Annotated in this window: 22 protein-coding genes; 17 read left to right on the forward strand and 5 right to left on the reverse strand. The window is 59.8% G+C overall.

Translation table 11 applies throughout. From position 1 onward, the window contains the following. The first annotated feature begins 10 nt into the window (after nt 1–10). The 3 genes from clpB to HMPREF2878_RS01720 all read left to right on the forward strand — a co-directional run bounded on the left by clpB (nt 11) and on the right by HMPREF2878_RS01720 (nt 5,212). On the forward strand, nt 11–2,590 hold the full coding sequence (gene clpB / locus HMPREF2878_RS01710) for an ATP-dependent chaperone ClpB (RefSeq protein WP_070549988.1): 2,580 nt from the start codon (nt 11–13) through the stop codon (nt 2,588–2,590). 186 nt (nt 2,591–2,776) lie between these two features. Beyond that, a complete protein-coding gene (locus tag HMPREF2878_RS01715) occupies nt 2,777–3,424 on the forward strand; it encodes a GNAT family N-acetyltransferase (protein ID WP_048734476.1) in 648 nt (215 codons plus the stop codon). 249 nt (nt 3,425–3,673) lie between these two features. Next, nucleotides 3,674–5,212 (forward strand): HNH endonuclease signature motif containing protein, encoded by a 1,539-nt coding sequence (locus HMPREF2878_RS01720; protein WP_049169846.1) that lies wholly within the window; start codon nt 3,674–3,676, stop codon nt 5,210–5,212. Nucleotides 5,213–5,236: 24 nt separating this feature from the next. On the opposite strand, the gene HMPREF2878_RS11375 is transcribed toward HMPREF2878_RS01720, so the two are convergent. Beyond that, on the reverse strand, nt 5,237–5,404 hold the full coding sequence (locus HMPREF2878_RS11375; RefSeq protein ID WP_210387010.1) for a hypothetical protein: 168 nt from the start codon (nt 5,402–5,404) through the stop codon (nt 5,237–5,239). Between the two features lie 70 nt (nt 5,405–5,474). Between HMPREF2878_RS11375 and HMPREF2878_RS01725 the strand changes: the two genes are divergently transcribed. The 8 genes from HMPREF2878_RS01725 (at nt 5,475) to HMPREF2878_RS01760 (ending at nt 14,069) form a co-directional block, all read left to right on the forward strand. Next, entirely contained in the window at nt 5,475–6,305 is an 831-nt protein-coding gene (locus HMPREF2878_RS01725) for a sulfurtransferase (protein ID WP_049169848.1), read from the forward strand. A 188-nt stretch (nt 6,306–6,493) separates the two neighbouring features. Beyond that, nucleotides 6,494–8,524, forward strand: coding sequence for a hypothetical protein (locus tag HMPREF2878_RS01730; RefSeq protein ID WP_070652749.1), 2,031 nt, complete (start codon nt 6,494–6,496; stop codon nt 8,522–8,524). 51 nt (nt 8,525–8,575) lie between these two features. Then, nucleotides 8,576–9,136: an orotate phosphoribosyltransferase gene (gene pyrE / locus HMPREF2878_RS01735; RefSeq protein WP_049169851.1), complete on the forward strand. Its 561-nt coding sequence runs from the start codon at nt 8,576–8,578 to the stop codon at nt 9,134–9,136. A gap of 98 nt (nt 9,137–9,234) precedes the next feature. Continuing rightward, nucleotides 9,235–10,080: a lysoplasmalogenase family protein gene (locus tag HMPREF2878_RS01740; protein ID WP_016421548.1), complete on the forward strand. Its 846-nt coding sequence runs from the start codon at nt 9,235–9,237 to the stop codon at nt 10,078–10,080. After that, a complete protein-coding gene (locus HMPREF2878_RS01745) occupies nt 10,067–10,738 on the forward strand; it encodes a TrmH family RNA methyltransferase (RefSeq protein ID WP_070429389.1) in 672 nt (223 codons plus the stop codon). Before HMPREF2878_RS01740 ends, HMPREF2878_RS01745 begins: the two co-directional genes overlap by 14 nt. 69 nt (nt 10,739–10,807) lie before the next feature. Next, on the forward strand, nt 10,808–12,025 hold the full coding sequence (locus HMPREF2878_RS01750; protein WP_049169856.1) for a glycoside hydrolase family 76 protein: 1,218 nt from the start codon (nt 10,808–10,810) through the stop codon (nt 12,023–12,025). A gap of 132 nt (nt 12,026–12,157) precedes the next feature. Further along, nucleotides 12,158–12,568 (forward strand): DUF3151 domain-containing protein, encoded by a 411-nt coding sequence (locus HMPREF2878_RS01755; protein ID WP_016421545.1) that lies wholly within the window; start codon nt 12,158–12,160, stop codon nt 12,566–12,568. 97 nt (nt 12,569–12,665) lie between these two features. After that, entirely contained in the window at nt 12,666–14,069 is a 1,404-nt protein-coding gene (locus HMPREF2878_RS01760; RefSeq protein WP_005510217.1) for an FUSC family protein, read from the forward strand. 101 nt (nt 14,070–14,170) lie between these two features. On the opposite strand, the gene HMPREF2878_RS01765 is transcribed toward HMPREF2878_RS01760, so the two are convergent. Together HMPREF2878_RS01765 and HMPREF2878_RS01770 are read right to left on the reverse strand one after the other, a co-directional pair. Beyond that, entirely contained in the window at nt 14,171–14,863 is a 693-nt protein-coding gene (locus HMPREF2878_RS01765; protein ID WP_049169860.1) for a DUF1707 SHOCT-like domain-containing protein, read from the reverse strand. A gap of 134 nt (nt 14,864–14,997) precedes the next feature. Further along, nucleotides 14,998–15,942, reverse strand: coding sequence for a hypothetical protein (locus tag HMPREF2878_RS01770; RefSeq protein ID WP_224784293.1), 945 nt, complete (start codon nt 15,940–15,942; stop codon nt 14,998–15,000). 51 nt (nt 15,943–15,993) lie between these two features. On the opposite strand from HMPREF2878_RS01770, the gene HMPREF2878_RS01775 reads away from it, so the two are divergent. The 6 genes from HMPREF2878_RS01775 (at nt 15,994) to purT (ending at nt 22,847) form a co-directional block, all read left to right on the forward strand. Then, nucleotides 15,994–17,283, forward strand: a complete 1,290-nt coding sequence (locus HMPREF2878_RS01775) for an adenylosuccinate synthase (protein WP_016421542.1) — start codon at nt 15,994–15,996, stop codon at nt 17,281–17,283. 257 nt (nt 17,284–17,540) lie between these two features. Then, the gene (locus HMPREF2878_RS01780; protein ID WP_049169864.1) at nt 17,541–18,131 is read left to right on the forward strand and encodes an LppP/LprE family lipoprotein; all 591 of its coding nucleotides are present in this window, start codon (nt 17,541–17,543) and stop codon (nt 18,129–18,131) included. 162 nt (nt 18,132–18,293) lie between these two features. After that, complete coding sequence (locus HMPREF2878_RS01785; protein WP_048734507.1) at nt 18,294–18,932, forward strand: LppP/LprE family lipoprotein; 639 nt, start codon at nt 18,294–18,296, stop codon at nt 18,930–18,932. A gap of 193 nt (nt 18,933–19,125) precedes the next feature. Further along, nucleotides 19,126–20,382 carry a glycerophosphodiester phosphodiesterase family protein gene (locus HMPREF2878_RS01790; RefSeq protein ID WP_049169869.1) on the forward strand — a complete coding sequence of 419 codons (1,257 nt, stop codon included), beginning with the start codon at nt 19,126–19,128 and terminating at the stop codon, nt 20,380–20,382. 96 nt (nt 20,383–20,478) lie between these two features. Then, nucleotides 20,479–21,510, forward strand: a complete 1,032-nt coding sequence (locus HMPREF2878_RS01795; RefSeq protein WP_049169871.1) for a nucleoside hydrolase — start codon at nt 20,479–20,481, stop codon at nt 21,508–21,510. 116 nt (nt 21,511–21,626) lie between these two features. Beyond that, nucleotides 21,627–22,847: a formate-dependent phosphoribosylglycinamide formyltransferase gene (gene purT, locus HMPREF2878_RS01800; RefSeq protein ID WP_049169873.1), complete on the forward strand. Its 1,221-nt coding sequence runs from the start codon at nt 21,627–21,629 to the stop codon at nt 22,845–22,847. 91 nt (nt 22,848–22,938) lie between these two features. On the opposite strand, the gene HMPREF2878_RS01805 is transcribed toward purT, so the two are convergent. Together HMPREF2878_RS01805 and HMPREF2878_RS01810 are read right to left on the reverse strand one after the other, a co-directional pair. Next, entirely contained in the window at nt 22,939–23,442 is a 504-nt protein-coding gene (locus tag HMPREF2878_RS01805; protein WP_016421536.1) for a phosphoribosyltransferase, read from the reverse strand. A 64-nt stretch (nt 23,443–23,506) separates the two neighbouring features. Beyond that, nucleotides 23,507–25,012, reverse strand: a complete 1,506-nt coding sequence (locus HMPREF2878_RS01810) for an FAD-dependent oxidoreductase (RefSeq protein WP_049169875.1) — start codon at nt 25,010–25,012, stop codon at nt 23,507–23,509. Between the last annotated feature and the right edge of the window lie 20 nt (nt 25,013–25,032).

Here is a 25,032-nt window from a genome sequence, read left to right on the forward strand (position 1 = left end):
GGCGCAAGTTATGAGTTTTACACCAACAACTAAGACTGGAGAAGTTCTCCAGGAAGCTATGAAGGCCGCGACCAGCGCGGGTAACCCGGATATCCGGCCTGGGCACATTCTGGTAGCACTGCTGGAGCAAAAGGAGGGTATTGCGGCTCCACTGCTTGAAGCAGCGGGCGTTAATCCTTCCGGGGTTTTGACCCGCGCTAAGGAGTTGGTCGCGGGGTACCCGTCGGCAAGCGGGGCGAATATGGCGAACCCACAGTTTAATAGGGACGCCGTTAATGCTCTGAACGCCGCCGAGGAGCTGGCGGGGGAGCTGGGAGACGAGTACGTTTCCACGGAAATTCTGCTTATCGGTGTAGCAACTGGCCAGTCGGAGGCGGCAACTGTGCTGCAGTCGGCGGGTGCTACTGCCGAGGCGTTAAAGGGTGCGCTGACTAGTGTGCGTGGATCGAGGAAGGTAACAACGGAGAATCCAGAAGAGCAGTACCAGGCTCTGGAAAAGTATGCGACGGACTTAACCGCGCGGGCACGTGAGGGCAAGATTGACCCAGTTATTGGCCGCGATGCGGAGATTCGTCGCGTGGTACAGGTCTTGAGTCGTCGTACCAAGAACAATCCGGTGCTCATTGGTGAGCCGGGCGTTGGTAAGACGGCCATTGTAGAGGGGCTGGCACGACGCATTGTTGCAGGTGATGTGCCGGAATCTCTGAAGGGCAAGACGCTGATGAGCCTGGATCTGGGCTCTATGGTCGCCGGTGCGAAGTACCGCGGTGAGTTCGAGGAGCGCCTGAAGGCGGTTCTGGACGAGATTAAGGAGTCCGACGGTCAGATTATTACCTTCATCGATGAGATTCACACCATCGTTGGCGCTGGCGCCACGGGTGATGGCTCGATGGATGCGGGCAATATGATTAAGCCGATGCTGGCTCGTGGTGAGCTGCGGCTGGTCGGTGCGACGACCCTGGATGAGTACCGCAAGTACATCGAGAAGGATGCTGCGCTGGAGCGTCGTTTCCAGCAGGTCTTTGTCGGTGAGCCGAGCGTTGAGGACGCCATTGGTATTCTGCGTGGCCTGAAGGAGCGCTACGAGGTCCACCACGGTGTTCGTATCCAAGACTCCGCGCTAGTGGCTGCAGCAACGCTGTCGGATCGCTACATCACATCCCGCTTCCTGCCGGATAAGGCTATCGACCTGGTTGATGAGGCCGCATCGCGTCTGCGTATGGAGATTGACTCCTCGCCGGAGGAAATCGACTCCGCGGAACGCATCGTGCGCCGCCTCGAAATCGAGGAAATGGCCCTGGAGAAGGAAACTGACATCGCGTCGAAGGAGCGTCTGGACAAGCTCCGTGAGGAACTTGCAGATGAGCGCGAGAAGCTCAACGCTCTGAAGACTCGCTGGCAGAACGAGAAGTCCTCGATTGATGATGTCCGCTCCGTCCGCGAAGAGCTCGATGCCCTGCGCACTGAGTCCGAAAAGGCTGAGCGCGAAGGTGACTACGGGCGCGTCGCAGAGCTGCGTTACGGACGCATCCCTGAGTTGGAGAAGAAGCTGGAGGCCGCCGAGGAATCGGTCGCTGACGCAGAGGAAAACTCCATGCTCAAGGAGGAGGTCACGCCTCAGGAAGTCGCTGAGGTTGTCTCCGCCTGGACGGGTATCCCGGCTGGCAAGATGATGCAGGGTGAGACCGAGAAGCTGCTCGAAATGGAGCTCAACCTCGGCCGTCGCGTTGTTGGTCAGAATGCCGCTGTGGAGGCTGTCTCCGATGCCGTCCGCCGTTCGCGTGCGGGTGTTGCCGATCCGAACCGTCCGACTGGTTCCTTCCTGTTCCTCGGTCCAACTGGCGTTGGTAAGACAGAGCTGGCCAAGGCGCTGGCGGAGTTCCTCTTCGACGATGAGCGTGCGATGGTGCGCATCGATATGTCCGAGTACGGCGAGAAGCACTCTGTCGCTCGTCTGATTGGTGCTCCTCCCGGATACGTCGGCTACGACGCTGGCGGTCAGCTCACCGAGGCTGTTCGTCGCCGTCCGTACACCGTCGTGCTTTTCGACGAGGTCGAGAAGGCTCACCCGGACGTGTTCGATGTGCTCCTGCAGGTGCTCGATGAGGGTCGCCTGACCGATGGTCAGGGCCGAACCGTGGACTTCCGAAACACGATTCTGATTCTGACCTCCAACCTCGGTGCTGGTGGTACGCATGAGCAGATCATGGATGCGGTCAAGATGGCCTTCAAGCCGGAGTTCATCAACCGTCTCGACGATGTAGTGATCTTCGATCCGCTGACCTCCGAGCAGCTGCGCGGCATTGTGGACATTCAGGTTCGCAACCTGGCAGAACGCCTGGAGGCACGTCGTCTGGTGCTGGATGTCTCCGATGAGGCACTGGATTGGCTGTCGGAGCGCGGCTACGACCCGGCCTACGGCGCCCGTCCGTTGCGTCGTCTGGTGCAGAAGGCAATCGGCGATGAGCTGGCACGTCGACTGCTCGCCGGTGATGTTCGCGATGGTGACCGCGTAGAGGTCACGGTTGCTGACGATAGCGAGTCGCTGAAGGTTGTCGGCTATGACGAGGATGGCGTAGCCCGAATCTAGGGCGCCTGATACTCAGGGCGATAACTGCTGAGCAGGTTGTCTGTTTGTTGGGGCGGTTTGAGAGAGTTTTCTCCTGAACCGCCCCTTTTTTGTGCCTTTATTGTCCGGGTTTATGTGTCTTGTGACCGACCGTGTGTGCTTGTTGCATTCCGGTCAGTCTGGAGTGCGTCGGTATAGTGCGCAAATATGACTAACTTTCAGTGGCGACCAGCGACAGACTCCGACCTCCCCTTCATTGCCTGGATGGACGAACTAACGGAAACATTCGGAGATGAAAGTCAGCCACTGCCGGAAGATTATGTAGTCACGAGGCGTCAGTACGTCGACCAGTGGGACGCGAGTCAGGGCGGGGTTATCCTTTTCGCCACTTCGCTTGACGACGCTGACCTCGAGTCGCTCAGTAGCGACATGACCCGCACTGACCCATTTGAACCGAGGGTTTCTCGCGAGGCTACCTACAGTGCGGCCGCCATTAAGACGGAATGGTTGGAGCGCGGGGATTCGTCGTCAAGCGAAGAGCACGAGAGCTATGAAGTGCCGGTGGGGGCAGCCTGGCTGCGTACGTTTACGCAGGACGATCCGGGGTACGGGTTTGTGGAAAATCGGATTCCTGAGGTAGCGATTGCGCTGCGTCCGGGTGTTGTTGGGCGCAGGCTGTCGCAGCCGATGATTGCAGGACTCCTTGAGTATGCGCGTGAGCTGGGGTACCCGGGGGTTAGTCTGGCTGTCCATGATGCCAACCCGCGGGCGGCGAAAGCCTATGTGAAGGCGGGATTTGAGCTAGTGGGGCGCTCGAGCTTCCCGGACCATGATGTGATGGTGGTGCGGTTTTAGGTTTTCGGCGTGCAGTTTTTGGTGGGGGCTGCGCGGGTGGTGAGGGACTGCGCGAGTTGGTGGGGTTTTCAGGGCGGATGGTGGGGTGTTTAGGCGCTGGAAGCGAGGCAGCGTTTCGGAAAAAGGTTCGAAAAAGTTGACTTAGGGGGTTGTGGTGTGTCGAATGGGTGTGCGATAATGTGGGGGAGGGAAATTAGTTAGTCCATTTGGGGATTCGGATTGCTAGCGTTTTAAAAGGGGGGTGGGGAAATGTCTACACCATCGGCGTCAAACGGCGGTGGACCGCTTTCGACATCGCAGGTTTTAGATGCGGTTGCGCAGTTTGAAGCTCTGTCGACAGTCATCGTGGAGAACTTCGAAGTACTTGCACCGGATCATGCGCACGACGCATATAAGTCGATTGAGAAAGCGCGAAAACGACTCGCAGTAATTGATGCGACTTATGTGGAGACAATGAAAGGGCGGATGCCCAGCGCGGAGCACCGAAGGATCGCGTGGCTAGCGCAGGAGATGCGAATCTCGCGAGCAGAAGCGAGGCAGCGTATCAATGTCGTCGGACGTCTGAGTAGGAATGTTGATCCGTTTGCTCCGGCGAATGAGGATGTGCGAATGCCGAACCTTCGTCAGAAAGTTGAGGAAGGTGTTGTCGGTGCGGATGCTGTTGCGAAGATTGACAAAGCCGTTCGCGAGCTGCCGGCAACGGAGCATGCACAGCTGTCTAGGCTGCTGGACAAGCACATTGCAGATTTAGTGGACAAAATCCGTGTTGATGATCTCAATAAATTGCCGAACCGTCTGCGGGCGATGCTGGGGGTTGATGACCCGTATACGGATGAAGACCGTGCTCGGAAACGAAGCCTAAAAATCGGTGCTCAAGGGCCGGATGGCATGAGCCGGTTGAGCGGTGTGGTTACGCCTTCGTTTGCGGCGGTGCTCAAAAGGCTGCAGGCAGATTATGCGCGACCTGGCGGGTTGCTCGAAGAAGGTGCCGATGACCAGCGGAATCCGGAGCAGCGTTTCCATGATGCCGTGGAAGCGGCGGTGAATGGGGGCTTTCAACCGGGCGGTGAGCTTCAGCCGGCGCGGGGGACGACATCGGTGGTCACCGTCGCGCATATCGCAGATGTGGCAGCGTTAGCTGGAGTCTCCCTGCCTGAGGGGGAAGATTTTGTACTTCCTGGATCGGGTAAAGCGGTCTCAGACGCGGGAGTGCGAATTTCCATTAGTCAGGCCGTGCAACAGATGGTCGATAGAAATTCGTTCCTCCAAGTCTTGGGGAATGAGGGGCAGACCTTGTACTTTGGTCGATCCCGCAGGCTGGGGACTTTGCCGCAGTATCTGGCCCTTCTTGGAGAGGAAGGAGGTTCCTCCGCGCCGGGCATGGGCACTCCGGGAGCTATGTGCGATGTTCACCATGTGCAGTCGTGGGCTTCCGGTGGTGGCACTGACCTGGATAATCTCACGTTGGTGGATCCGGGTACGCATCGAAAGATCGATGATGCTCGATGTGATGAAAATGCTTGGTGGACGCTCCGGCCGGATGAGGTGCCGGAGATTCTAGGAACTGACGAAGGGGACGGGGTTAGCGGGGAGTGTGAGCCGGCCTCTACTGATCGTGTGGTCTGGGTGCCCCCGAAAGACGAGGAAGGAAACCGGAAAGCGGAATCCAATGAGGACCCCGATACGTTCGATAGCCCGGGGCGCTGGTTGCGTCGTAAAGCGCGAGAGAAACGGACGAGGGACACAGCGGATGGCAATGGTGGGACGGGACAGGATCCCGGTGGGTAGTCGGATTGGGAGGCGGGGCCTGGCTTAGAGGTTGATCTTCCGTTTCGTAGTCAGCTTTGGGTTAATGAAGCGGTTAAGAAAAGGGGTGCCGACGCTGGCGGCATAGTGCAGTAGTTTTTCTGCGGTGGCACAGCCGATTCCATGGCCGGTGCCTGAGATGAAAACGGCCATGTGGGCAGCATCTTCAGACACCTTCCCAAGCTCCTAGTTTTAATAACGTACATATCGCGCTACCAAGTCAATCGATTTAGAATCCGGAATTATGACAACATCCATCTCGGTACAAGAGCTTCGTGACAAGATTGCCGGCGGCGGTCGCATCGTCGTCGTTGACGCACGCTGGTCGCGTGCTAAAAAACCATATGACTCCTACGCCACGGCTCACATCCCACTGGCCGTGTTCTGTGATCCCGAGTTGGACCTAGCAGGTGTTCCAAGCCGAGAAGCTGGTCGCAACCCGTTGCCGGATATCGAGCGTGTGCGCGATGCCGTCCGTCGATGGGGAGTCCGCTCGGAGCATCTGGTGATCGTCTACGACGCGGGCGATGGACTGTTCGCGTCACGTGCTTGGTGGATTCTGCGCTGGGCAGGTTTGGAGAATGTGCGTGTCCTCACCGGTGGGCTAGCTGCTTGGGAAGCAGATGGAAACGAGACTGCCTTCGGGCCCGGAAATCTGCCGCGGCCTGGAACGATTGCAGTGAGTGAAGGCAATATGCCTGTTGCCAGCCTCGATGACGTGCGCACCTGGTCTGAGCGTGGAATTTTGGTGGATGCGCGTGAGCCCAGCCGTTTTGAAGGTCGTAGTGAGCGCGTCGATCTGCAGGCAGGTCACATCCCGGGTGCCGTGAACCTGGCGGCTCGCAGTCTGCAAAATGCCGACGGCTCCTTCCTGCCTGTTGAGCAGCTCCGTGAGCGCTTTGCCTCCGTCGGTATCGAAGACGGTCGCAATGTAGCGGTCTACTCCGGTTCCGGTCTTCATTCCTCGCTGTTCATTCAGGCTATGGAAGAAGCGGGCATCACGGGGGCCTCTCTGTATGTCGGTGGCTGGTCCCAGTGGGCTGGCAATCCGAGCCTGCCTATCGTCCGCTTCTAAGCGGGCCCGGGCCAGGGCGACCGCCCCAGGGCCCCAGATGTGCCGTCCATGTGGCTTTTGCCCCTCGCCCTTTACCGTCCTAGAGAGTCCCGTACGCTTTCTCCTCGGGCATTGGCATTGCGCCAGACGGGGGACGGCATCTTGTCGCTGACCAAATAGAACGGCTTCTGGCTTAAGCTAGGAGATTAATGATTCCCCTAGTATTCACCCTCGCAGCGATTCTCATCATCGCCGCAGTCGCGCTGTTCGTTGTCGACCGCCGCCGTCGCAGCACAAGTGAGACTGCTGTGGCGTCTCCGTCATCGCCATCGCTTTACGACGAGCCCTCGGACTCCACCGGCGAAGTAACCGGTGTGGCGGCAGAAGATGTTGTGTCCGAACAGTCGGATTCTTCGGAGCAAGGCAGCCCCGAGACAACTTCTGTGGCGAGACCGAATGTCGCAGCTGACGCTGACTCTGAGGTTGCCGCTGAGACTGATAGCGCCGCTGAAGTTGATTCTGAAACTGAGGTTTCGACGACAGAACTGGGGACTTCAGCTGTAGAAAAGACACCGACGGAGCCTGAATCTGTCTCGGGAATCGAGCCGGCGGCCACTGCTGAAATGCCCGAAGCAACAGAAGACGCGGGTGCTGCCGAAACATCGGAAGCAGCAGCTGATCTGAATGCGGGAACGGACGTGACTCTCCGAAGCGGCGCGGAGTCTGGCACAGAATCTGGAGCAGGGCCTGGCGCGGAGCCAGCCGAGTCGGTGACTGCTGAAGATACCGATACCGCGGATGAGCCCGAGACAGGTTTAGTGGGCGATGCCGTTGCCACAGGGGCCGACAGCACCACCGCTGCTGACGCTCGCACTGGAACTGTTGGGGGTACAGAATTCCGGGCTGCAGCCGGCGAAAATGCCGAGACTGACGAAGTGTCGCAATCATCCGATCGTGCGGCGCGCACCCAGGCCACCCAGGCCACCCCGCACACTGAGCCCACCCAGCCCGCGCAACCGCAGCGCGCTCAGCAGCAATCAGTGGCCCCTATCCGTCGACGTATCAGCGGTCGCCGTGTGCGTCACTTGCGGAAGGCCTGGGCGCAGGAACGTAATTCTGTCTATAACCGTGTGGACCATGAGCTGCCGTCGTACTGGCAGCGTACGCCGGACGGCGATGCCAAGGCCGTGGTCTCCGGTTTCGCCTTTGGCCGGGAAATGCACCTCGCCGATGTCGGCGGCATCACCACCATCGCCATCCGCCGTTCTGTATCCAGCGATGAGGTTTTCGAGTTGCGCCGCAGCGGCGGCACGACGCTGCCTCACGTAGCTACCGAAGCCGGCCTGGTAGTCGCAGCTACCGACCCAGAGCTCATTCATCGCATTTTCGACGACCGTGCAACCCGCATGCTTGCCGACGTGCACCCGGCCATTACCCGCATGTGGTCCGAAAACTCCTGGTCCTTGGCTCAGCTGATTGATAATTCGGTGCCAGAGGACTGGGACGGTGCACTGGCATCGCTGTCGGACTTCTCCGACATTGCACGCAGGTTGCCACCAGCGGAAGGCGAAACCGTCGCTCCGGACACTAAACAGTGGGATCCCACTCGTTTGCAGCTCACCGAGCAGTCCGTTGACTCTGGTTCCTTGATTTCGGATGGAACCGGGCGTGGGCACTTGCACGCGGTACCAGATCAGCGTCGCAACGGTTCTGCTAACCACGATTCGCAGGATCACAGCTCACAGAACGGGCATGCCCAGAGTCACAGCGCGCAGAATAGCAAGGGTGAAGAGCCGCTGGACGTTGAGGAAATTGTTTACGCAGATTCTCCTTCGTCCTCGTCCGCTGCTACCGCGGATGCAACCACGGATGATTCGCAGTGGCCGTCGCAAAGCAATGCACAACCCACGGTGGTGCAGGCGATTGACGGTTCGTCGTGGCGCCCTACGCGGGATATACCGCTGGATCCGACGGCGCTGCCTTCGCGGTCGACGGCACGAAAGATGGGTGCAAACGTTGGCGAGTCGGAGGACATTGGGGATTCTGGCCAGCAGATTCCTGCGCTTGGGGAGGACCCCGAACATAGCCGGATGCGCTCGAGCCAGGGGCGTGTGGTGCGATCAAATGTGAAGCCCGCCAGTATTTTTACCGACGCCGCCCCAGACCTCGACAGCAGCGACGACCCCATCGAATCTATGTCCGAGGACAAGGGCGTAACCCCTGATTCCGCGGACGAGTAGAACCAGACATATCCTTGAGCACACAGTCGTTTATTTAGGAGACAACCTCAGATGAGCATCCACACGAGCAATGTCAATCAGGAGAAGCTGCAGCGTTTGGCCGAGCTGGTCAAGGAGCTGGCGGTTGTTCATGGCAAGGTCACGCTGTCGTCTGGACGTGAGGCTGATTACTACGTTGACCTGCGCCGCGCCACTCTACATCATGAGGCCTCGCGTCTGATTGGTTCTCTGCTACGAGAGCTCACTGGAGACTGGGACTACGCGCACGTCGGTGGTCTGACGCTTGGCGCGGATCCGGTGGCTACCTCTGTCATGCACGCCGAAGGGCGTCCAATTGATGCCTTTGTGGTGCGTAAGGAAGCCAAGAAGCACGGCATGCAGCGCCGCATCGAGGGACCGGACATTGTAGGCAAGAAGGTCCTGGTTGTGGAGGACACCACCACCACGGGCAACTCTCCGCTGACCGCCGTCGCTGCACTACGTGAGGCCGGTGCTGAGGTTGTCGGTGTCGCCACGGTGGTTGACCGCGCGACGGGCGCCGACGAGGTCATCAAGGCTGAAGGCCTGGACTACCGTTACCTGCTCGGTTTGGATGACTTGGGTCTGGCCTAAGAATCTGAGCGCTAGAGCTATCGCCGAGCCTCACCCTGCTCGCCGAGCCTCACCCAGCTCACCGCCCCAACGCAGTCCCACGAAAGAGGAACATCCCCATGACCACCAAGCGCGCAGGACTCCTGTCCAAGCTCACCACGACCAAACTTCCCGGCACCAAGGAAACCGTCGCTGACATGTTTGTGCGTCGCACGGGCGAGGGCCTCGGCGCACTCGTCGGTATCGCCAGCGCAAGCTCCGACACCCGCCGTGCCCCAGAACGTGCCGGCTATATCGCCGCCAGTGCGGTCAACGTTGTCTCCAGTGCCTTCGGCTGGGAGACTCCACGTCGAGTTTCCAAGACTGTCCTCATGCCACTGTTGGCGGCCAATGTTTGGCGCCGTCGCCACGAGACGTCTCGCTTTACGACGACCACCCTGCTCATCGGCCTCGCCGGCGGTTGGCTGGGCGACTTGATTCTCATGCCGAATAAGCCGAACCTGAACCGCGGTTCTGTGCCGTTCGCAGTTAACCAGGTTGCCTACCACGTGCTGCTGTGGCGTGCCGGAGCTCGGATTAGCGCGCTGCGTGCTGCCATTCGCTTCCCACTGTGGGCTGGTTCGGTACCGCTGGTCGGTGCTGTAAAGCCCGAGGCGCTGCCCGCTGCTGTTGGCTACGGTCCGCTGCTGGCTGTGACCTCCGCACTGGCCGATGACCCGGCGCTGCTGGAGGGTGCCGGTGCTGTCGGTACTGATGAGCAGACCGGCCTACCGATTGCCGATGCCGCCTACGGCCTCGGCCACGGTGGCAACCTGTTCCTCGTCTCCGACACGCTACTGATGGCTCGAAAGATGTTTGCGGAGGAGGGCGTCGTCGGCAAGCTTCTGAATGCGGCAGTGATGGACACCTACACCGTGGCGCAGTTGTTCCTGGTCGAGGGGCTGTTGGCTCTTGACCGCGCCTGAGCCCGGGAAGGGGCCGACGGAATGGTTTGAGGCTCGTGTCGGGGTGGGGCCGTGGGAGCAGGAGCACCCGAACGAACCCCGGCCGACCGGCCCAGAATACGATGAGCAGCTTCTGGATGAGGGCGACCGACGTAATGTCGTCGATGCCTACCGCTACTGGACGATGGAGGCTATCGTCGCGGAGCTGGATAAGCGTCGTCATCCGTTGCACATCGCCATCGAGAATTTTGAGAATGACTCCAACATTGGCACCGTGGTACGCACCGCAAATGCCTTCCTGGTGGAGGCCGTGCACATCGTGGGGCGCAAGCGTTGGAATCGTCGCGGCGCGATGGTGACTGACCGCTACCAGCACTTGCTGCACCACGAGACGGTGTCGGAGGTCATTAGCTGGGCGCGCGAGCATGATTTGGCTGTCGTGGCCGTGGACAATGTGCCGGGCTCCGTACCCATCGAAACCGTTGAGTTGCCCGAGCGTTGTCTTTTGCTCTTCGGCCAGGAGGGGCCGGGAGTGACTGAAGAAGCACAGCAGTCGGCGGATTTGACGGTGTCGATTGCCCAATTTGGCTCGACGCGTTCGATAAATGCGGGGGTAGCGGCGGGTATTGCCATGCACTCTTGGATTCGTACTCATGCAGATATCACCGCGGCCTGGTAATTGTCTGCTTAGGTGTTTTATTTCGAAGGCTGTTTTAGAGCTGTTTCACAGCCGTTTTAAGGAGAGCCAGTGGTTCTAAAAATGTCGCGTCCGGAGGCCGAAACGTGGGCCTATCGTGCGGACGTGGCTGAACAGGCGATTCGCAACCGTCATGCGGCGAAGCTGTGGGGTCTTCCGGGCACGAATTTGGCAATGGCTTCCTGGCCCGCGCCGCTGCGACATAAGGTCTTCATCAACTGGCATTACTGGTGGCAGGCGCAGTATCTCGACTGCCTGGTAGACGCAGCCAAGCGCGTGCCTTCTAAGGAGAAGTACCGCGCTATCCGCCAGACCACTCGGGGTATCCGCATTCGCAACCTCACGCTGCTGACCAAGAACAAGTACTACGACGATCGCGCGTGGATGGCGTTGGCGCTCGGGCGTGCCGACGCTGTCCTCGGCGCATCGGTGCCCAAGAAGACGACAGCACGGCTGATTTCATGCTTGGGCGATGGTCGGCAGGAGTCCACGGGTGTGCTGCCGTGGCGTGAGCAGGACCTCTTTTTCAACGTCCCCTCGAACGGTCCTGCAGCCATCGCTCTGGCCCGGGCTGGTCGTATCAAGGAGGCAGAGGAACTTATCGATTGGGTTTACGCCAACCTCCTGTCGGACTCAGGGCTGCTCTACGACGGCATTCGCTTGTCCATGGCAGGTGCCGTCGTGCAGAAGGGCATGTTTACGTACAACCAGGGTGTCATGATTGGCGCTTGCCTCGAAGTGGGACTTGCGCTTCGGGCGCACGGCCAGCGTGAACAGGCGACGAAGTATTTCACGCGCGTGCAAAACCTCATCCACGCGGTGGCAAAGGATTTGGCGACCACCGACAATGTTATCGCCGGTGCCGGTGGCGGCGATGGTGGTCTGTTCAACGGCATCCTGGTGCGATACCTCGCCGATGCGGCGGTGCGTTTGCCTGGAGACAATCGCATGAATCGCGCGGCAGCTCGCATTGCTCGCCGACTGGTTCTGGCTTCGGGGGAGAAGTGCTGGTACCACCGCCTCGAGGTTGATGGCCTGCCGCTTTTCCCCGCAGATTGGAACGATAATGCTCAGTTCCCACAGGGCGGTTCGGTTGCGCAATCAGTCGGTGGCGCGGTTCGCGGTTCGGCGATTAAGGAGCGTGACCTCTCTGTCCAACTGTCGGGTTGGATGCTGATGGAAGCGTGCGCCCGAGTGGCCGATTTTGTTGCGACCAAGCTGGAAAATGGTGAGTCGTTGGATTCGACGAAGCCGAGCTGCCCGGAGTAGTCGGGGAACGCTAGTTGGTCGTCATCTGGCGCTTGCCGACGTTGTCCCACCGCGCTGTGCCCGCCGTTGCCAACAGGGAGTCACCTACTGAGCCCCTGCCATCGCCACGTGATGCCTGGCACAATAGGACGCATGAAACTCAATGACATGATGGCTCCTGCTCCCGTGAAGCTCCCCGTTCTTGACGAGGCCGTTGCTGCCCGCAACGGTGGCGCAAGCCCGGAGGCCGTGGTTCGCGCATGCCCGCGCGATTCCCAGGCTTGGGCGGATTTGGCTGAAAGCGCCTTGTCCGAGGGCCAGGAGATTCAGGCCTATGCCTTCGCTCGCACTGGTTACCACCGCGGTCTGGACCTGCTGCGTGGAAACGGCTGGAAGGGGTTCGGAGCCATTCCGTGGGAGCACGAGCCGAATCGTGGTGTGCTCCGCGCCTTCGCAGCGTTGGCTAAGGCTGCTAAGGCTATCGGCGAGGATGATGAATTCGATCGCATGATGGCGTTGCTGCGTGACAGTGATGAATCCGCGTTGCCAGAACTGGGTCTTTAATCGCGCACAGAGATTCAGCGGGCACATAAGAGTGCACAACAGCACAACGGGTACATAAAAAGCGCACAGTTTTTTACATGAGGATGGTGACTTCGGCATGGCTGGCATAGCTGGTGGGGAAGATAAGGATGCCGCAGCTGCCAGGAATCTAGAGGACCTTGCTCCCGCGCATGTCGACGACCTCGTCGAAGCTAAGGAAACGCAATTCGTCGAGGATAATCCGCGCCCGGATTTCCAAGATTTTCGCAATACGTACCTACATCCGGCCTCCCGCGCAGCAAACAAGTTGCGTCAGAAAGTGAGGCCCCGCACGCGTTTCCTCCATGCGATTGACCGTGTGCGCTCCCGTTGGATGCTCATTGTCCAAGCCACGTTAGCCGCTGGGTTGGCCTACTGGTTCGCACTTGAGGTACTGGGGCACCCCAACCCGTTCTTCGCGCCGATGGCCGCTTTCATCAGCCTCAACGTGATGACCGCAGGTCCTCGCTTAAAGCACTCTGTGGAGTTGGTGCTCGGTGCCTCGTTGGGAGTCGGCATTGGTGATGTGATTATCTCCATCCTCGGCTCGGGTATCTGGCAGCTGACCGTCGGTGTGTTCGTCGCCATGGTCATCGGTGTGTTTGTCGGTCGAGGACCGCTTGTGGTCAACCAAGCGGCATCTTCAGCCGTGCTCATCGCCACCATTATTCCGCCGGGCACCGCTGGTTCTTATTACCGAATGATCGATGCTCTCGTCGGTGGTGTGGTGGGCATTATTGTGCTCATGATATTGCCGCGAAGCCCGCTGGCGGGTGCTCGCCGCAAGGTGGCCAAGGTCCTCGACATGGGTGCAGATGTACTTTATGACATCGGCATCGGCATGAAAGAGGGCGACACCGATCGCATCCGCACCGCACTGAGCGTGGTGCGCTCCATGCAGGCGCAAGTCTCGCTGATGGACCGCACTGTCGCCGACGCGGGCGAGCAGGTCCGTATCTCGCCGTTGCTCTGGCGCTCCCGGGATCGAATCCACTCGCTGTCACGTATGGTTCATCCCGTCGACAACGCCATGCGCAACATCCGTGTGCTCGCGCGTCGCGCTATCACAGCACGTGAGGACCACATCGACTTCTCGTCCGAACTGTGCGCACTTGTTCTCGGCGTGTCTGAAGGTACGCGTCTGGTCAGTCATGTGCTTGACGACGAAGCCGCCGTGCGCCGAATCCCAGAGTGGGGCGAGTTGCCTTTCGAGTCCGGCGACATCGCTATCGCTCAGCTTTCCGAGGGATCCGGAGAGGTCAAGCTTGAAGACGTGGTTCGGTACTTGCGTCGTCTAGCGGCGAAAATGCACCCGCGCGTGATCGAGGACGCAACGCTGTCGGAACAGGTTGTGTTTGCGCAGTCCCGCTCCTTGGTGGTGGACCTGTTGCAGGTGTGTGGCCTGTCCAGACGTTCAGCTGTGGCAACGCTGCCGCCGACGACGCCGTTCCCAGCAATGCCACCGGAGGTATGGGACGAGTAGCCGGTGAGGCGTGGGCGAGTAGTGGCTCGCTAGGCGCCAGGCGGTTACTGCCCACGTGCTCCGGCGCACATGCTACTGCCCACGTGCTACTGCAGCGTGCTCTAGTGCGGTACGCGCTTGACCTCGACGCCACCGAAAGCGACGAAGCCGCGCACAATAATCTTCGGAGCCTGTCCTGCGCCAGGAGCAGGAAGGTTACGTCCCGGGTTTCCAGTAACATCCGTGCCTCCGAAGATGGGCAGCACGTCGACATCAACCTGGTAGTGGTCGGGGACAATGACGTCGACTCCACCGAAGGCGCAGCCAATGTTGACGACAGTGGTTTCCGCGGTAAGGATGGCCTCGCGGAAATCCAAGCCAGTCCCGCCGAAGGCCGCCACCGTGGTGTGCGTGGGAGCGCACGTCCAAGGGCCTCTCTTGTCGGTGCCGCCAAAGATGCCGATGGAGAGCTTCGAACCAGTTGCCGCGGCGGAGCTATCAATCCGGGCTGGTTGATGATTGCTGGCTGCATTCGGTGCCACTGAATGGTGCTCGTCCGGGACGCTGTGCAGGTTCGGGCGCAGGTTAGGGTTTGGGTGCGCATGTGGAGTCGGCTCGGCCAGGTTCGCGGGCAGCGACAAGTCCTGTGTCAATGTGGGCAACTCATCAATGTACGTTGCCTTTTGGGCTTTCTCGGTGCGCTCCTGCAGTTCCGCAAAGTCAATCTGGCCATCGCGGAATGCCCATTCCAAGCGTTCCAGCGCAGTGTGGCGGGCTTGGTCGCCAGCGCGTAGCCGTGGGGTGTTGTCAGTCATGATGCTGTCCTATCGAGGCAGTGGCGGGCAGGGGCTTTAACACCCAAATGTTATCTGTACTCGAGCTATCGCGCAGGCCACTTTCATGCACGCCACTTTCTCACGGGCAGACCGTGGCTATTGCCCCGACGCAGTTAGTGCACAATCTGCAAGTCGCGAAGGTGTCGGTACAGAGTTGTCTTCTCTCGCGGCTTTCGAGACTCGACTCCATCGCGCACATATCGGAAGCCCAGGCCACCAACTTGAACTGCCCGACCCGTCATCGGACGGTGTAGCTCGCGGGCCGGGGCTTCTTTCGCTTTACGACGGCCACCGCGCCCCAATCCGAGTCGGCTCAGCAGGCCTTTGTTGCCTCCATCCTCGTTACCGATTTCCGCTTCCGGAGCCGGAACTTCGGCCGCAACGATGCCCGGGGCGTCGGGGGTAGGGCGAATCTGCAGGCCGGTGGATGTGCCGGAGAACATCTGATGCTCGTCGACATAGACCTCGCCAGTAAACCCGTTTGCCGAGGACACTCCGGTAATTCCCGGCTCTGTCAGTAGGGCGTAACCAACAATTGCGTGGCCGGTGTCATCGCGAATCAGCGGCACTGGCGTCGTCGGGCGTGTGAGCGCGGTCGCCGCATCGAGCCCTTCTCCTCCTTCGATGCCCCAGTTTTTGGCCGCGGTCGACGGTGCGGTGGGGACATGTGCCACTTCAATCCACAGGAGGTTCTTGCGCATCAGGTAGGTTGCCACGGTAGCCAGTGCCGCGTCGGTGCCAACGACCACAATTCGTAACGGCTCGCTCGGCTTTTGCGGAGCGGGTTGCGGAGCGCCTAAGTGGTCGACTTTCTTCTGCTTGGAGATTTCCTCCGGCGTCGGAGCTGTATCGACAGGCAGTACGTCCTTGGCCAGGTCGTCGATGAAAGCCAGCTCCTTGCGGGTGGGGATCATCGCGACGTCGTGAAGCGCATAGGCGGGTGGTGCCGGAGTAGCTGGTGCTGATGGTGTGGACGGTGCTGATGTAGACCATGATTGGCGGAGCAATTGGGGAAACGCGGGTACATCGGGGCCACACTGCAGCACAACAATACGCATAGGACTACACTCTAATGCGTCGTCTGCAATCCCAGGAGTTGAAGTAGGACTATGGCCGCAATCATTATCGTCGGTGCCCAGTGGGGCGACGAGGGCAAGGGCAAAGCAACCGATATTCTCGGTGGCCGCGTCGACTACGTCGTCAAGCCCAACGGTGGCAATAACGCCGGCCACACCGTTGTCGTCGGCGGTGAGAAGTACGAGCTGAAGCTGCTTCCGGCGGGTGTGCTGTCGGAAAACGCTGTGCCGATTATCGGTAACGGCTGTGTGGTCAACCTCGAGGCGCTTTTCGACGAGATTGATGGCCTCGAAGCTCGCGGTGCAAAAGCCTCCCGCCTGCGCGTTTCCGGCAATGCCCACATGGTTGCTCCGTACCACCAGACGCTGGACCGCGTGACCGAGCGCTTCCTGGGTAAGCGCGCTATCGGCACCACTGGCCGCGGTATCGGCCCGACGTATGCCGACAAGGTCGGCCGTACGGGCTTGCGTGTCCAGGACATTCTGGATGAGTCGATTCTGCGCCAGAAGATTGAGTCTTCGCTGGCTCAGAAGAACCAGATTCTGGTCAAGCTGTACAACCGCCGCGCTATCGACCCGGATGAAGTCTTTGATTACTTCATGGGCTTCGCCGATCGTCTGCGCCCGATGATTATCGACTCGGAGTTTGAGCTCAATCAGGCTTTGGATGCCGGCAAGCACGTCCTCATGGAGGGCGGCCAGGCCACCATGCTCGACGTCGACCACGGCACCTACCCGTTCGTGACCTCCTCGAACCCAACCGCTGGTGGTGCCTGCGTGGGCACCGGCATCGGCCCGACGAAGATCACTTCGGTGCTGGGCATCATGAAGGCCTACACCACCCGCGTCGGTGCTGGCCCGTTCCCGACGGAGCTGTTCGACAAGTGGGGCGAGTACCTGCAGACCACCGGCGGTGAGGTCGGAGTCAACACCGGCCGTAAGCGCCGCTGTGGTTGGTACGACTCGGTGCTGGCTCGCTACGCCGCGCGCGTCAACGGTTTCACGGATCTGTTCATCACCAAGCTGGATGTCCTGACTGGTATCGGCGAGATTCCGATTTGTGTCGCTTACGACGTTGATGGCGTGCGTCACGACGAAATGCCACTCACCCAGTCGGAGTTCCACCACGCTGTCCCGATTTACGAGACCATGCCTGCGTGGGACGAAGACATCACTGGCTGCCGCACCTTCGATGAGCTGCCGGACAAGGCCAAGGATTACCTGAACCGACTGGAGGAGCTCTCCGGCGCTCGCATTTCTTACATCGGTGTTGGTCCGGGTCGTGACCAGACCATCGTTGTTCACGACGTGCTGGATAACTAGCGCTGGACACTTAACCTGGAGGCAGTGGCGAACTAACCGGAAAATAGTCCGGCTTTCGACCCGGCTTTATCGAACTGTTAGATAAAAAATCTTCGGTGCCGAAACCGCTGGCTGCTGTAAAAAAGAACATTTGCTAACCACGCGAAGGCTCTGGGAATTGTCAGTTGCCCCTGGCATCCCAGAGTCATTTTTGTATCGTAGGCCTCACCGCGTAGTCCAACGACAGAAGTCCAAACGACAGAAGGCGTGTGGTTTTCATGCAAAACACAGGACACCGAGTACAACGACTGGCAAGTTCCGCCGTGCTTTCCGGCGCGATGGTTTTCTCCGCAGTAGGTGGAGCAATTGCAGCTCCTGCGGCTCAGGCGAAACCAGCTCCGGCACCAGCACCGGCTCCAGCTCCGGCGCAGGCGGATAGCTGTACCCCGAACCCGGCTGCACCTGAAATCCAGGCGGCCCTGGATAAGGTCAACAGGGAGCGTCCGAACAACCATGATGGGTGGAAGTACACTGGCACCTCCAACTTCAGCCCGTGTAGCGATTTGAGCTTTGCTCTCGCAGATCAGGCCAAGCAGGGTAACGCTCAGTCCTCCACTGTGTTGTTGATGTTCCACAAGGGTGAATACATTGGTACGGACTCTGACCGGCCTCAGCACATCAACAAGGTGACGCCGACCCCTGATGGTAAGAACATCTCGGTCATCTACCACGACTGGGAGGCCCAGGAGGCCGCAGGTGCGCCGAACGCTGATGTGGCCAAGTTCACCTCTAATGTTCACTTCTTCTGGAACGGCGATCACGTCGTTCACGAGGGGAAGATTCCCGGCGGCGCGAAGCCCGCTTCCTAACGGCTCCCGAGAACTCTCGAGAGCTTTCGAGAATTCTTGGGCACTCGCGGGGACTCTTGATTTTTTCCAAGTAAACTCAATTCAGAGTCGGACATGAGAAAGTAATGCTCCGTCGTAGCGCAGTGCTTGAGAAAACTTGAGAGAACAGAAGAGGTTCCAGCCATGAGTGGTCATTCAGTTCGTCGCGGGTCGATGCTGGTTAGCGCGGCGGTCGCAGGTGTAGTGGCTTTGTCCGGTTGCTCCACTGATGAGACCGCAGCACCGACCTCTGCTTCTCAGGTAGATCAAGAAACGACGACCATCACTACGACCACCACTGTCGAGGATGACAGTGAAAGTGCAGATACCCCCAATCCGGATGTCGATGACAACGACTCCGATGGGGGTTCTTCTGCGCCAACCCAGGAAGAGGCTTTCGAAGAAGCGGTTGCCGACCTGAACTCAATGGAAGGTGGCAATGGCAGCGGTTGGACAGTCACGGACGATACGAACTGGGATACCACCAGCGAGTTGACCTTTGCCTCAGCAGTACAGAATGAAATTACGCATTCAACTACCGCTGGTGCAGTGCTGCTGTTTCATAAGGGCGAGTACGTGGGTACCGCCGGTGGTCCGCAGACAATCAACTCGGTCGAGGGCGATGGCAAAACTGTGACCGTCAATTTCTTCGATGTCAATAAAATGATCGAAGACGGCGGTGCCTTCGCCTTTAAAGACCAGTACAACGCTCCCGTTACGTACTCCTGGGATGGGTCAGAGGTCGCTCAAGAAGGCGAGATTCCAAAAGCAGAGGGAAATTAAACGCTCACCCCGCACTCTCTCCAGATGCGAGTGCTGTCAGGCCGTTTTAAAGTAGTGGCGCGCCACACAGTTTTCATCTAGATTTCTGTGTTCCGTAAACCTCCGACGGTAGTTTGTCGACACTGTGTTGTCGGTACTGCGCCGTCGCTATGAAGTCGCTAATACTACGCCCAAAGAGGAAAAATCACCGGCCATGTCTTCTCGCAACTCATCTGACTCCATGTTTGACGAACGGACCAAGCAGAGCGAGCAGCCTCAGAATTCACGCGTCCACGGCACGCGTCGCGCAATCGCGGCCATCGCTATGGGCGCGTTTGCTATTTCTCCTATTGCAGCATGCAGCAATGATGCGGACAACGACGCGGCATCGTCGTCAAGCAGTGCAAGCGCGGTTAGCACTACGTCGAGCGAAGAGAAGACCTTTGAAAAGCAGCAGGTCGCTGAGCTGAATGCGGCCGCGAATGTGCGGCCGGCTGCGATGGCTAAGCTGCCGGAGGGTTTTGATCTGCAGTCACACCGTGGTGGTCGCGGTGAGTGGACGGAGGAGTCCAAGCAGGCGATGATCAACTCGTTGGAGCTGGGCGTTACGACGTTGGAGCTGGACATCGTCCTGACGAAGGATGGCGTGCCTATGGTCTGGCACGATCCGGAAATCCAAGACGACAAGTGCTCGGACACCGAGCCAGTGACGGAGGGGGACCCGCAGTACCCGTACGTCGGCAAGCTCGTACATGATCTCACCTATGAGCAGGTACAAACCCTGGTCTGTGACAAGAAGCTCGAGGACTTCCCGGATGCGGAGCCAATCAAGGGCAATAGGATGATGACCCTGCCGGAGCTGTTCGAGCTGACTAAGGATAACCAGGACATCCACTTCAACATTGAGACCAAGATCGAGGGCGAAAAGCGCGCTGACTCGGCAGAACCGCAGGAGTTCGTCGATGTGATTCTCGACGAGATTGACCGCGCGGGTGTGGCTGATCGTGTGATGATTCAATCCTTCGATTGGCGCTCGTTGCCGCTGGTCGCGGAACGGAACCCGGAGATTCCGCTGGTCATGCTGTGGGACGAAACCACCTGGAAGAAGGATTCTCCTTGGATTGGCGATGTCAATTACGACGAGGTCAATGGCGACATCATCGAGGCCGCCAAGCAGCTCGGCGTGCAGGTGCTCTCGCCGACGCACAGCATTCCTTACGGCAAGACACCGTCGGATGCTGACTACCACCCGGTCGCCACGCCGGAGCTAATCTCCCGTGCGCATGAGGCCGGCATGAAGGTGGTGCCATGGACGGTGAACGAAAAGGAGACCATGCGCGAGCAGATTGCCGCTGGTGTCGACGGCATCATCACCGACTACCCGACGCGACTGCGCGAGGTCTTGGCCGAGCTGAATATGCCGCTGCCGGAGCCTGCTCCGGTGGGTGATGCAGCGATGTCGACGAACTAGTAAACCCGGCCAGCACCAGCGGAAACTCGTCTGTATCCCTGTTTTGCCCATGTTTAGCTCTGCGGGCCGAGCGTGTTTCGTGTCACACTTGACCTTATGACGCGTTTGAAAGTGCTTGCCGACGTTGACACGGGTATCGATGACAGTCTTGCTCTCGTCTACCTCGCGGGGTTGCATACCGCAGGCGAGATCGAGCTGGTGGGTGTGACCTGCGCAGGTGGTAACACCACTGCGGCATGGTCTGCCCGTAATACCAAGTACATGCTGAATCTTTGTGGTTGTCCGGAGGTTCCGGTCGTCAGCGGTTTCGAGGGGCCCGCTGACCGTGAGCTGACCACCACGCCTGAGACTCATGGCCCGTACGGGCTGGGCTACAACCTGGCGCCACCGGCCGTCATCTACGAACCGGGGCGCGCAGGAGCGGCGGATCCGCTGGCGCTGTGGCGCCAGGTCATCGAGCAGGCACGGTCGACGGGGGAGAAGGTGCACCTGCTGGTCACTGGCCCTATGACCACCTACGTGGCCGCTTTGAAGAAGTACCCGGAACTCATGCGGGAGCTCGACGGCGTGACCATTATGGGTGGTGCTGTGGAGTACCACGGTAACGTTACCGAGTTTGCGGAATGGAACTTCTGGGTTGACCCCACCGCGGTCATCGAGGTCTTCGGCACCGCGGGCGCTGTGGCCGTCGAGCGCCCGGAGGATGCCGTGCGCAGCATCGCCACCGCCGCAGGCGCGCCGGTGCCGACGCTGGTTCCGCTCAATGTCACCGAGACCATCACCATTAGTGATACTGAGATTGAATCCTGGCGAGATGCCGGTATGAACCCGGAGCTACTGCGTGTTCTGCGTCGCTCACTGAAGTTCTACTTTGAGTTCCACCAGGGAGTTGGAGTCGGTTACAAGGCGCAGGTTCATGACCTCTTTGCCGCGATGGTGGCCGTCGGTGCGGTGACCGGGGAAGTGGAGAAGATGCGTCTCGTGGGCGTCGATAAGCGAACCTTTGCAGATGAGCCAGCACGCCGCGGACAGGTGGTGGAAGATCCTGCCGGTTCGGTGGCGAATGTTGTCCTGGCCGCTGACCGTGAGGTGGCGCTGGCTGAGTTCCAGCGGGTGTTCCCGCGCTAGGTTCCCGCCCGTGCCCGCCGCGGTGAATCAGCTCGCTGTCGTATGCTGGAGGCAATCAATTTAACAGCTGCTGGTTGCGCAGCGTATGTGCCGTAGACGAAAGCGAATTTATCTCGATGTTCACCCCTGAAGTCACCGGAACCCCGTACCAGCCGGAAGCAACGCGAGTTCTGCTGCTCGGCTCTGGCGAGCTCGGCAAGGAGGTGACCATTGCTTTCCAACGTCTTGGCGTTGAGGTGCACGCTGCCGATCGCTACGAGCATGCACCGGCACACCAGGTCGCTCACCACGCCTACGTCTTGAATATGTCGGATTCCAGTGCACTGCGGGATCTGATTCTCCAGGTCAAGCCCCACTTCATCGTCCCCGAGATCGAGGCCCTGGCAACCGAGGTGCTGGAAGAGGTTGAGGAAGACGAGACGCTGGACGTCACCGTTATTCCAACCGCACGGGCGACTCAGCTGACCATGAACCGAGAGGGTATTCGCCGTCTGGCTGCGGAAGAGGTTGGGCTGCCGACTTCCCGCTATCACTTCGCCTCCAGCTTTGATGAATTCACCGCAGCTGTCGATGAGATTGGCTTCCCGTGTGTGGTCAAGCCGGTCATGAGTTCCTCGGGCAAGGGGCAGTCCACGCTGCGTTCGCCGGAGGATGTCCAGGCCGCGTGGGATTATGCCATGAGTGGCGGCCGCGTCGAGTCCGGCCGCGTCATTGTGGAGGGCTTCGTCGATTTCGACTACGAGATCACGCTGCTGACCGTGCGCTCCGTTGATCCGGAGACCGGCGAGGGGGCAACGTGGTTCTGTGAGCCCATTGGGCACCGTCAGCAGGACGGCGACTACGTTGAGTCATGGCAGCCGGCTGCCATGAGTGAAAACGCCCTGGACAATGCGCGCTCTGTCGCCGCGCGCATCACCAACGCGCTGGGCGGTCGCGGTATCTTCGGCGTCGAGCTGTTTGTCCGCGGCGATGAGGTGTGGTTCTCCGAGGTCAGCCCGCGTCCGCACGACACCGGCATGGTCACCATGGGCACCCAGCGTTTCTCTGAGTTCGAGCTGCACGCGCGTGCAGTGTTGGGTCTGCCTATCGACGTCACGCTGGTGTCCCCGGGAGCCTCCGCTGTGGTCTACGGCGGTGCTGACATCGAGCAGCCGGGTTACACCGGGCTGACGGAGGCCATGGCTATTCCGGAGACTGATATTCGTATCTTTGGTAAGCCGGTCGCTGGCCCGCGTCGCCGCATGGGCGTTGCTGTTTCAACCGCGGATTCTGTCGATGCTGCTCGTGAGCGTGCATCGGAGGCGGCATCAAAGATTAAGGTCGTCGAACTGGGCTAGTTCGACGACCTAGTGTGCGCTGCGGTACGGCCATAACCGGCCCCGCAGCGCACTTTTTTGTTTGCCCGCTATGGTGCGTAAGCTACTTGATCTACTTGGACTTCTGTACCGGTGGCTCGGCCGACCAGGGGAAGACGATCCAGTCATCGGTGTGCTTCCAGACATAGTCCGGTGCAATCTCCGAGCGGGACTTGCCGTAGAGCACAGCGGAGCGTACTTCCGCACCGTGGGTCTTAAGCAGATCGAGCACCAGGTGCAGCGTGCGACCGGAGTCTGCGACATCGTCAACGACCAGCAGACGGCGGTCGGAAATCGACTCGATGTCCAGCAGCGGTTCCAACAAAACCGGATCCGGTAGGGTCTCCGCCACGTCGGTGTAGAACTCGACGTTAATGGCGTCAGAGAGCTTGACGCCCATGGTGTAGCTGAGTGCACCTGCAGGTAGAAGACCACCGCGGGCCACGGCGATAATGATCTCCGGCTCGTAGCCCGAATCGACAATCTGCTGTGCCAGTTCACGGGAGGCGACGCCGAAGCCTTCCCAGGTCAGAACTTCCTTGACGTCCAGGTTGGATGAGTCTGCATGATAAGCCATGTATTAACTCTAATCCGAAGACCGACTGACGTGCACAATCAACTGCCCGGTTAGACCCGACGCGCTAGCTGGCGACAGTCTCCACAACCGCTTCGTGTACAGCTTCGGCCACGTCATCGGCATCTGGCTGCTTTGCGACGACCGTGGAGGCCGCAACCATGTCGGCCCACTCGACCAGCTTCTTGCGCTCGCGGCCTTCGGCTTCGCCCGCTGCACGTTCGGCGGCGTCGAGTGCGTGCCAGCCCTCCCAGGTGGTGACCTGGAGGCCCTTGTTGGCCAGGAACTCGTCGACGTCGTTATGCGTGGGCTTTGCAGGTGCGACCAGGCGGCCTGCCTCCCAGTCGGCGATGAGGTTGCCGACAGTTTCGTTGGCGTCGCCCTTGGTGTTACCGATTAGCCCGACCGGGCCACGGCGAATCCAGCCGGTGGTGTACAGACCCTGGATGTGGTTGCCGTCGACGTCGTCAAGCACGCGTCCGCCGGCATCTGGGATGGTGTGGGTGCCGGTGTCGAACGGTACGCCGGTGACTGCGTCGGAGCGGTAGCCGACTGCACGGTAGACCGCACCGACCGGCCATTCGGTGAACGTGCCGGTGCCACGGACGCCACCCTCGCCGTCGAGTTCAGTGCGTTCGGTGCGGATAGCGCTGACATGCTGTACTCCATCCTCACCGGTCTCGCCGATGATTTCGACCGGGGACTCGAAGAAGTGGATGAAGAGCTTGTGCGGGGCGCCCTTTGGCTCGCGGATGGCGTAGTTTTCCAGAATCGTACAGACCTGATCGGTGATCTTGGACTCGCGACGGGACGTTTCGGAGGCGGCATCGTACTGGATGTCCTCCGGATTCACGACAACCTCAATGGTGTCAGAGTGGTCCAGTTCCTTCAGCTCCAGTGGAGTGAACTTTGCCTGAGCCGGACCGCGACGGCCAAAGACATGGACTTCGCGGGCGGCATTCTTTGCCAGGCCGTCGTAGACGTTGTCGGCGATTTCGGTGACGTGCAGCTCATCGGCAGTCTTGGCGAGAATACGGGCGACGTCGAGGCCCACGTTACCGACGCCGATCACAGCGACCGACTCAGCAGAGAGGTCCCATTCGCGAGCAAACTCCGGGTGGGAGTCGTAGAAACCTACGAACTCACCGGCGCCGTAGTGCTCCGGCAGGTCCGAGCCCGGGATGTTCAGATCACGGTCGCCGGTCGCGCCAGTGGCGAAGATGATGGCGTCGTAGAACTGGCGCAGTTCATCAACGCTGACCTGCTTGCCGACGTCCACGTTGCCCAGTAGTCGAACCTGCGGCTTGTCCAGCACTCGGTGGAGGGACTTAATGATGCCCTTGATTCGCGGGTGGTCTGGCGCAACACCGTAGCGGATGAGGCCGAACGGCACTGGAAGGCGCTCGTAGAGGTCGATGGCGACATCGCGGCCGGACTTCATCAGCGCGTCGGAGGCGTAGATACCGGCCGGACCCGAGCCAACCACGGCTACACGCAGCGGCGTGGTGGAGTTGGCGAGATCGGGCAGTGAGGAAGCGGCCGTGTTCTGGGCTGCAGTCTGGTCGTTGGTCATTGGGTGGAATCCTTTTTCTA

Source organism: Corynebacterium sp. HMSC065H09, from assembly GCF_001812845.1.
GTDB classification, from domain to species: domain Bacteria; phylum Actinomycetota; class Actinomycetes; order Mycobacteriales; family Mycobacteriaceae; genus Corynebacterium; species Corynebacterium jeikeium_D.